Annotated in this window: 9 protein-coding genes and 1 pseudogene; all 10 read right to left on the bottom strand. The window is 42.0% G+C overall.

Annotation, left to right across the window (positions count from 1 at the left end; genetic code table 11):
- Nucleotides 1-286, bottom strand: a pseudogene (locus tag AC075J_RS16555) (hypothetical protein); the annotation flags it as partial.
- A gap of 52 nt (nt 287-338) precedes the next feature.
- The gene (locus AC075J_RS16550) at nt 339-1,166 is read right to left on the bottom strand and encodes a hypothetical protein (protein WP_476390518.1); all 828 of its coding nucleotides are present in this window, start codon (nt 1,164-1,166) and stop codon (nt 339-341) included.
- Nucleotides 1,136-1,621, bottom strand: coding sequence for a hypothetical protein (locus tag AC075J_RS16545; protein ID WP_476390517.1), 486 nt, complete (start codon nt 1,619-1,621; stop codon nt 1,136-1,138). The genes AC075J_RS16550 and AC075J_RS16545 overlap by 31 nt, the downstream gene beginning before the upstream one ends.
- 75 nt (nt 1,622-1,696) lie before the next feature.
- The gene (locus tag AC075J_RS16540; RefSeq protein ID WP_476390516.1) at nt 1,697-2,098 is read right to left on the bottom strand and encodes a hypothetical protein; all 402 of its coding nucleotides are present in this window, start codon (nt 2,096-2,098) and stop codon (nt 1,697-1,699) included.
- Nucleotides 2,099-2,102: 4 nt separating this feature from the next.
- Nucleotides 2,103-2,567, bottom strand: a complete 465-nt coding sequence (locus AC075J_RS16535; protein WP_476390515.1) for a hypothetical protein — start codon at nt 2,565-2,567, stop codon at nt 2,103-2,105.
- Between the two features lie 137 nt (nt 2,568-2,704).
- A complete protein-coding gene (locus AC075J_RS16530; RefSeq protein WP_022380589.1) occupies nt 2,705-4,057 on the bottom strand; it encodes an MATE family efflux transporter in 1,353 nt (450 codons plus the stop codon).
- An 85-nt stretch (nt 4,058-4,142) separates the two neighbouring features.
- Nucleotides 4,143-4,325, bottom strand: a complete 183-nt coding sequence (rpmF, locus tag AC075J_RS16525) for a 50S ribosomal protein L32 (protein ID WP_008704709.1) — start codon at nt 4,323-4,325, stop codon at nt 4,143-4,145.
- A 4-nt stretch (nt 4,326-4,329) separates the two neighbouring features.
- Nucleotides 4,330-4,857 (bottom strand): YceD family protein, encoded by a 528-nt coding sequence (locus AC075J_RS16520; RefSeq protein WP_008704711.1) that lies wholly within the window; start codon nt 4,855-4,857, stop codon nt 4,330-4,332.
- Nucleotides 4,858-5,131: 274 nt separating this feature from the next.
- Complete coding sequence (locus AC075J_RS16515) at nt 5,132-6,322, bottom strand: acetate/propionate family kinase (protein ID WP_008704712.1); 1,191 nt, start codon at nt 6,320-6,322, stop codon at nt 5,132-5,134.
- 231 nt (nt 6,323-6,553) lie between these two features.
- A partial coding sequence (locus AC075J_RS16510) for a phosphate acyltransferase (protein ID WP_476390514.1) occupies nt 6,554-6,763 on the bottom strand: 210 nt, incomplete at its 5' end.

Here is a 6,763-nt window from a genome sequence, read left to right as displayed (position 1 = left end):
CCATATCCATCCCACCGTACTCGCCAATGGAAACATAACGGCTGTAGTAGTCCTCCTTCTGTTCCTTTATTTCCTGCGGTGTCAGCAATACATCCGGATAATATTCCCATTCCCTGGCAAGATAATGCACAGAATCATCATCAGGCACATAGAGGATTCCCTGAATGGCCTGATCTCCCCTGGCCGTATATTTGTTATCAAAGCGATAAAACAGAAAGAATACGCCCATAGCCAATGCAAATACAGCTGCTATAAGTAGTAATGAATATTTCCAGTTCTTCTTCATTGCTGACACCTCCTTCTGTTTTCAGGTGCTTTGTTTGCCTTTCCACTGTCGCTTATCTGCGTTTTTTACGAATTGCAAAAATAATGGCGGCCACCAGGATACATACTGCCGGTAATGTAAGTATTATCATCAGAAACTGTTTGGCGGAATTCTCTGTTTTCTGCTCTGTCTTTTGCTCCGTTTCCTCCTCTGGCATTGGCTCTTCTGTAAAACCTATATCTTCTCCGTCTGAAATAGCTTTCACGCTTTCTTCATCCGTCTGATTTCCTATACTTTCTGACTTTCCATCTGTCAAAAAATAATCCCCTGTCTGGTTGATCTCCATACAGAGAACATTTTGTTTTTCCTGATAATTCACTGCATATTGATTTCCCTGCACATCCTCCGCTTTTACTGTTTCAGGTGACTGGATTCCACCAAACACAGATGTCTGAAATTCCACCACTGTTCCCGGAACTTCTATTACCTCCTCACCTCTGACAAAAATCCGCAGAGAAAATGCAGTTTCTGACGTTTTCTCGATTCCTATCTGGATTTCATCCTCTGCATTGATCTTCCATCCGTTCACTGTATCCGGAGAAAATGTTACAGAGATTCCCTGTTTCTCAAACCTTGCACTTCCATTCTGTTGGATCATAAGAAGCATTCTCTTTCCACTGACTGCAGTAATGGTGTCGGTGCTTAACTCTGTCACAGAATTCTCTGTATCCGATATTTCAGCAGCTTTTGCACCAGAAGCTTTGTTACTACTGCTGTTCTGTCCGTCTGCATTATTGTCTGTTCCGTAAGAGTTGTCATAATGATATCCGGCACTTCCCGTATTCAGATTCTCTTCCTTTTCTCCCTGTACTACTTCTGACGAAGCAGGTGCTTTCTGCACAATGTCAGGAAGATCTGTTTTTCCTCCCTGTCTGAAAAATTCCGCTCATGCCAGTATTCGTTGACAATAAAGGCATCATTATAGGAAAAAGAATAAATTCCTGTGCTCCCTTTCTCATAGACAGCACAGATCTGGTAGTTCTGTCCTTTCTTTAATATCTCTCTGTAATAAATCTGAATTCCATCAGAAGTCACTTCCACCAGGTCATCATCTATTTTCCGGTAATTCCCCTCATTCTCAGAAAGATAAACCTGTATATTCCGGCGTTCCTCTGTGGAAAATCCATCCAGTAGCATAGGAAATTCCAGCAAATCCACAGTTGGCATACTGTAGGTATTAATCTGTGGTTCTCCTTTTTTCTGTACAGAAAGATATGCATATGCCTCTGGCAGCGCCAGGCTGTCAGCTACTTCATATCCTTCTGGGATTACAAATGATCCGGTTACCTTGTACACACCTTGTTTTTCCCTGTTTACCTGGCTCAGATCCAGGAGGATTCCAGAATCAGCTCCGGATTCTCCGCTGTATCTTCAAATATTTCTGCAGTGCTGACCCGCAATCTGAGCGTCTCTCTTCAGTTCCTTCTCAATCTGCTTCAGATTTCCCCCTATTTTCACTGCATATGCCCCACATCTGCTGAGATATTTCTCATCTCTGGTATCATAAGAGCAGATGATCTTTCCAGGCTTCTGTGTGTTTCCAAGCAAACTGTGCTGATAACCGTAAATTTTAAGACTGCCGTCTTTTTGGTATTGAAACCGCAGAGTATTGGTCTGCTTCTTTCCATTATCATAGGTTACCAGCAGGGAATAGGTATTACCCACAACCATACTCTGGTTAGATACATACAGCCCCTCCTCTTCACAGAGAGCAAAGCCCTCCTCAGTGAGGTTGATCCACTGTCCGCTTTCTTTCTTCAGATAAGCTTCCATGGAGTCAAAATTTTCCCTGCTTCAACCAGGGAAATATATAGATTCCTGCCGCAGTCAGCCTGTAATATATATTAATATCCGGTTTGTCCGGGTACTGCACAGAAACAGTTGTCTGTACCTTCAGACTTTTACTCTCATCAAAAGCATACTCAGGCGGAAGCTTCAGTACACCTTTCATTGTGTAAACGCCTGCCAGTTTCATATTTACAGACGAAACATCCCAGAACACCGGAATATGCAGTGTATCTGTGTCTGTATAAACTGTATAGAAAACCCGAGACAGTTTCTCAGTAATCAGTTCGCTACTTTTATTTATTTCTACAGCTACTGCAGGAATATCATGAGGTACGATCACATCATTTACCCGGATCACCGCGCCCCATACTGTGGTATTTTTTTTCATTCCCCATATGCCAGTCAGGCACAGAGTTATCATTAAAATCAGAACTGTTATTTTCTGTTTTCTCATGCTTTTTTCATACTTTCATTTTACATTACTGCTCAATCCGTTATCTTTATTCTCAATTTCCTTTGTTCTTAGCTTACCTTATCTGGCGGATTTCGGCAACAGACATAGGATAAACTGCATTATTTCATGAAAAATGGTTAATTCTCCTTTTTCTTTCCTGGAAATTTCATAAAATAATATACAATAAACAATACTGCCGTAATGCTCCATGAAACCGGATAACTGAGCATGATCGTATTAATTCCCGGGTATATCTGGCCGGCTGTAAAAAGCCACAGGATTCTCAAAGAACACACACCGCCGCAGGTAAGAAGCATAGGCACAAGAACCTTCCCGGTACCCCTCAGCGCTCCGGACAGGATTCCTATGATCACATAAATGAAATAGGACGGCAGTAAAAAACGACTCATATGAACACCATGGACAACCACTGCGCTGTCTGTGGTAAACAGACGATAAATCCAGGGAGCAAATGAATACATCAAAATGATCAGCACCGCAGAACTGGCCATACTCATGATCATGCAGACACTCACACTTTTCCGCATACGGTGATATTTACCGGCTCCGAAATTCTGTCCCACAAAGGTAGTAATGGAAATCGCAAATGCATTGATCACCATCCAGAAAAGAGCATCTATTTTCCCAAGAGTTCCCCATGCCGCCACTGTGTCAGTTCCCAGATTATTTACAAATACCTGTATCACAATATTGGAAATATTATACATTACAGATTCCAGACCTGCCGGAATACCGATTCTCAGAACTGAAAACAGCATTCTTCTGTCAAAACGGATCTGATTGATCTTCAGCACATATATCTCTCTGGTTTTCAGAAGCATTACTGTTACAATCAGCGCACTGATCACCTGAGAAGTAACTGTAGCAACAGCTACTCCTGTCACACCCATGCCAAACGCAACCACAAACAGCAGATCAAGAATAATGTTCAGCACACAGGTAATGATCAGAACATACAGTGGTCTTTTGGAGTCTCCTACTGCACGCAGGATGGCTGCTCCCATATTATAAACCAGGTTAAAAACCATTCCGCCAAAATAAATATGAAGATACACTGCAGAGTCCTCTACTACATCTGCAGGTGTCTTCATAAGTAGCAATGCAGGTCTGGTCAGAAAAATCCCCACTACAGTAAGAACAATTCCCGCTGCAATGGAGAATGCAAATGCTGTATGCAGTGCCTTACTCAGATTCTTCTTATCTTTTGCCCCATAAAACTGCGAGATCACAACTGCTGCCCCTGAAGAAAGCCCTACAAAAAAGCCAACGATCAGATTGGCGATCTGACTGGCAGAACCTCCAACTGCAGCAAGTGCCTGTTTTCCTACGAAACGACCTACAACAATAGTATCCGCCGTATTATAAATCTGCTGAAAAAATGTTCCAAATACAATAGGAAAGAAAAATAACAGCAGCTGTTTCCAGATCACACCTTCTGTGATCTGATTTACCTTCTCCTTCTCATTCATTACTTTTTCCTCATCCATAAAATAATACACAAAAAAGCAGGCATCCCAAACGGGAGAACCTGCCATACTTTGCAATCATTAAAAATTAGTCTTCAACTTTAATGATTTCCTTTTTGTTGTAGCTTCCGCAAGCTTTGCATACTCTGTGCGGCATCATCAGTTCGCCACATTTGCTGCATTTTACAAGGTTCGGAGCGCTCATTTTCCAGTTTGCTCTTCTCTTATCGCGTCTTGCTTTGGAAGATTTATTCTTCGGACAGATGGACATTATGTTACACCTCCTTAAATTTACTAAATATATCACTGATAGCTGCCATACGGGGATCCTTAGGTTCCTCGACGCATCCACAGGGACCGTCATTGAGGTTTTTCCCGCACTGGCTACAGATTCCTTTGCAGTCTTCTCTACATAAAACCTTCAAAGGCCAGCTCATCAGTACCTCAAGATAGACCAGCTGGTCCACATCCAGGTCCATACCTGTGAGATAAGAACTCTCGTCCAGATCATTCACACGGTCTTCATCCGTAAGCTTCATATCAAGTTTTCGCTCAATCTCCAAAGGAATCTCTGTTGAAACCTCTTCCAGACATCTGTCACAGGGAATACCTACGGTAATCTTACCCGTTCCTCTGATTTCAAGATTTCTGTCACCTGTATTCGTGATCGTAAGCTCTATGGGTTCTTTTGCAAGTACCGGAAAGCTTCCTGACTGAAAGGTGATCGTATCCATTCCAAACTCTGCAGTCTTCTGAATACGCATTCCTTCACTGGATGAAATATCTGATAAATGTATCTGCATACTTTTCTCCTATCCACACTTGTTTTATTATACATACCGCCTCTGCTTTTGTCAACGATAAATTAGAAAAATTTCACATTTTGTCAAGTAATATTCCTTTACGAAGTATTTTATCATCCGGCGGCATTATTATCAGGTAATTTCCATATGCCTTACGGGCACAAAGAAGGGTGCTCCTGACAGATGCACCCTTCCCTTCTATATAAATATAACTTTTATCCAGTTATATTTCTCTCGTTTGGACACAAAACAGACACTTTATTATCTGTGAAAATTAAACCAGAGCTACTGTCTCTCTGCAGATTGCAAGTTCTTCGTTTGTAGGAATTACAGCAACTTTAACTTTGGAATCCGGTGTAGAGATAACGATCTCTTCTCCGCGAACTCCATTAGCTTCTTTGTCAAGTGTAACTCCAAGGTATCCAAGATAGCTTACAACCTTCTCACGTACAGGAATAGCATTCTCGCCGATACCTGCTGTAAATACGATGGCATCTACACCGTTCATAGCTGCAACATATCCGCCAACGAATTTAGCGATACCATAGCAGAGAACATCGATTGCGTTAGCTGCATCTTCGTTTCCGCTCTGAGCTGCATCGTTCAGGTCACGGAAGTCACTGGATAATCCGCCGGATAATCCAAGAAGACCGGATTTCTTATTGAGAACATTCATCATACCTGCGATGTCAAGGTTCTCTTTCTTAGCAATGAATTCCATGATAGCAGGATCAATGTTACCGGAACGTGTTCCCATAACAACACCTTCAAGTGGAGTAAGACCCATTGTTGTATCAACACACTCACCGTTTACAACAGCACTGATGGAAGAACCGTTTCCAAGGTGGCAGACGATAACTTTGGAGTTATCTTTGTCAAGGCCAAGGAATTCAACAGCACGTTTGGAAACAAAGCTGTGGGATGTTCCGTGGAAACCATATCTTCTTACTTTGTAGTTCTTGTAATATTCGATTGGAAGACCATAGAGATATGCTTTTGCAGGCATTGTCTGATGGAAAGCTGTATCGAATACTGCTACCTGAGGTACACCCGGCATAAGCTCGGAGCATACACGGATACCGATCAGGTTTGCAGGGTTATGAAGTGGTGCAAGGTCATTGCATTCTTCTACTGCTGAGATTACTTCATCTGTGATCACTACAGATTTGGCAAATTTCTCACCACCATGTACAACACGATGTCCAACAGCATTTACTTCTTTCAGGCTTCCGATTGCACCTGTTTTATCATTTGTGAGGGCATCCAGTACCATCTGGATTGCTTCTTTATGTGTAGGCATTGCAGCTTCTGTGATCTCTTTGTCACAGCCTGTTTTCTGATATACTAATCTTCCATCGATACCGATTCTCTCGCAGAGACCTTTTGCAAGAACTGCTTCTGAATCAGAGTTGATCAGCTGATATTTAAGGGATGAACTTCCACAGTTGATTACTAATACGTTCATTTTCATATTCTGCCGGCAGCAAATTTCGAATACTGTCCATAATCCTGACACAAGTCTTCGAATATTTCTGTCAGCTTTTCCTTTCATATTATAATATTATTCTCATCATTTCCAGGGAAATATGAGTAATGATATCAAAGGCATCAGAATCAGAAATATCTCCTCCGATGCCTTTAACATTATGTAGTCAATGAAATAATTCTCAGTCCGTTTTACGGTCTGACTGAAATCTTATTTATTGTCGTCAGCCTGGCACTGTACTGCTGTGATAGCTACCACACCAACGATATCGTCTGCAGAGCATCCACGGGACAGGTCATTTACAGGTTTAGCGATACCCTGGGTTACAGGTCCGTAAGCTTCTGCTTTTGCAAGACGCTGTACAAGTTTGTATCCGATGTTACCTGCATCAAGGTCTGGGAATACAAGTACGTTAGCTTT

This window comes from Blautia sp. ZXY-1-C6, assembly GCF_056339875.1.
Note: the sequence above shows the minus strand (reverse complement) of the source record. Positions and strands in the feature narration are given on the sequence as shown.

Coding starts and splice junctions, on each gene's coding strand:
- AC075J_RS16515 (WP_008704712.1), bottom strand. CDS start 6,322: ATGAACGTATTAGTAATCAACTGTGGAAGTTCATCCCTTAAATATCAG.
- AC075J_RS16535 (WP_476390515.1), bottom strand. CDS start 2,567: ATGAGAAAACAGAAAATAACAGTTCTGATTTTAATGATAACTCTGTGC.
- AC075J_RS16520 (WP_008704711.1), bottom strand. CDS start 4,857: ATGCAGATACATTTATCAGATATTTCATCCAGTGAAGGAATGCGTATT.
- AC075J_RS16540 (WP_476390516.1), bottom strand. CDS start 2,098: ATGGAAGCTTATCTGAAGAAAGAAAGCGGACAGTGGATCAACCTCACT.
- rpmF (WP_008704709.1), bottom strand. CDS start 4,325: ATGTCCATCTGTCCGAAGAATAAATCTTCCAAAGCAAGACGCGATAAG.
- AC075J_RS16530 (WP_022380589.1), bottom strand. CDS start 4,057: ATGAATGAGAAGGAGAAGGTAAATCAGATCACAGAAGGTGTGATCTGG.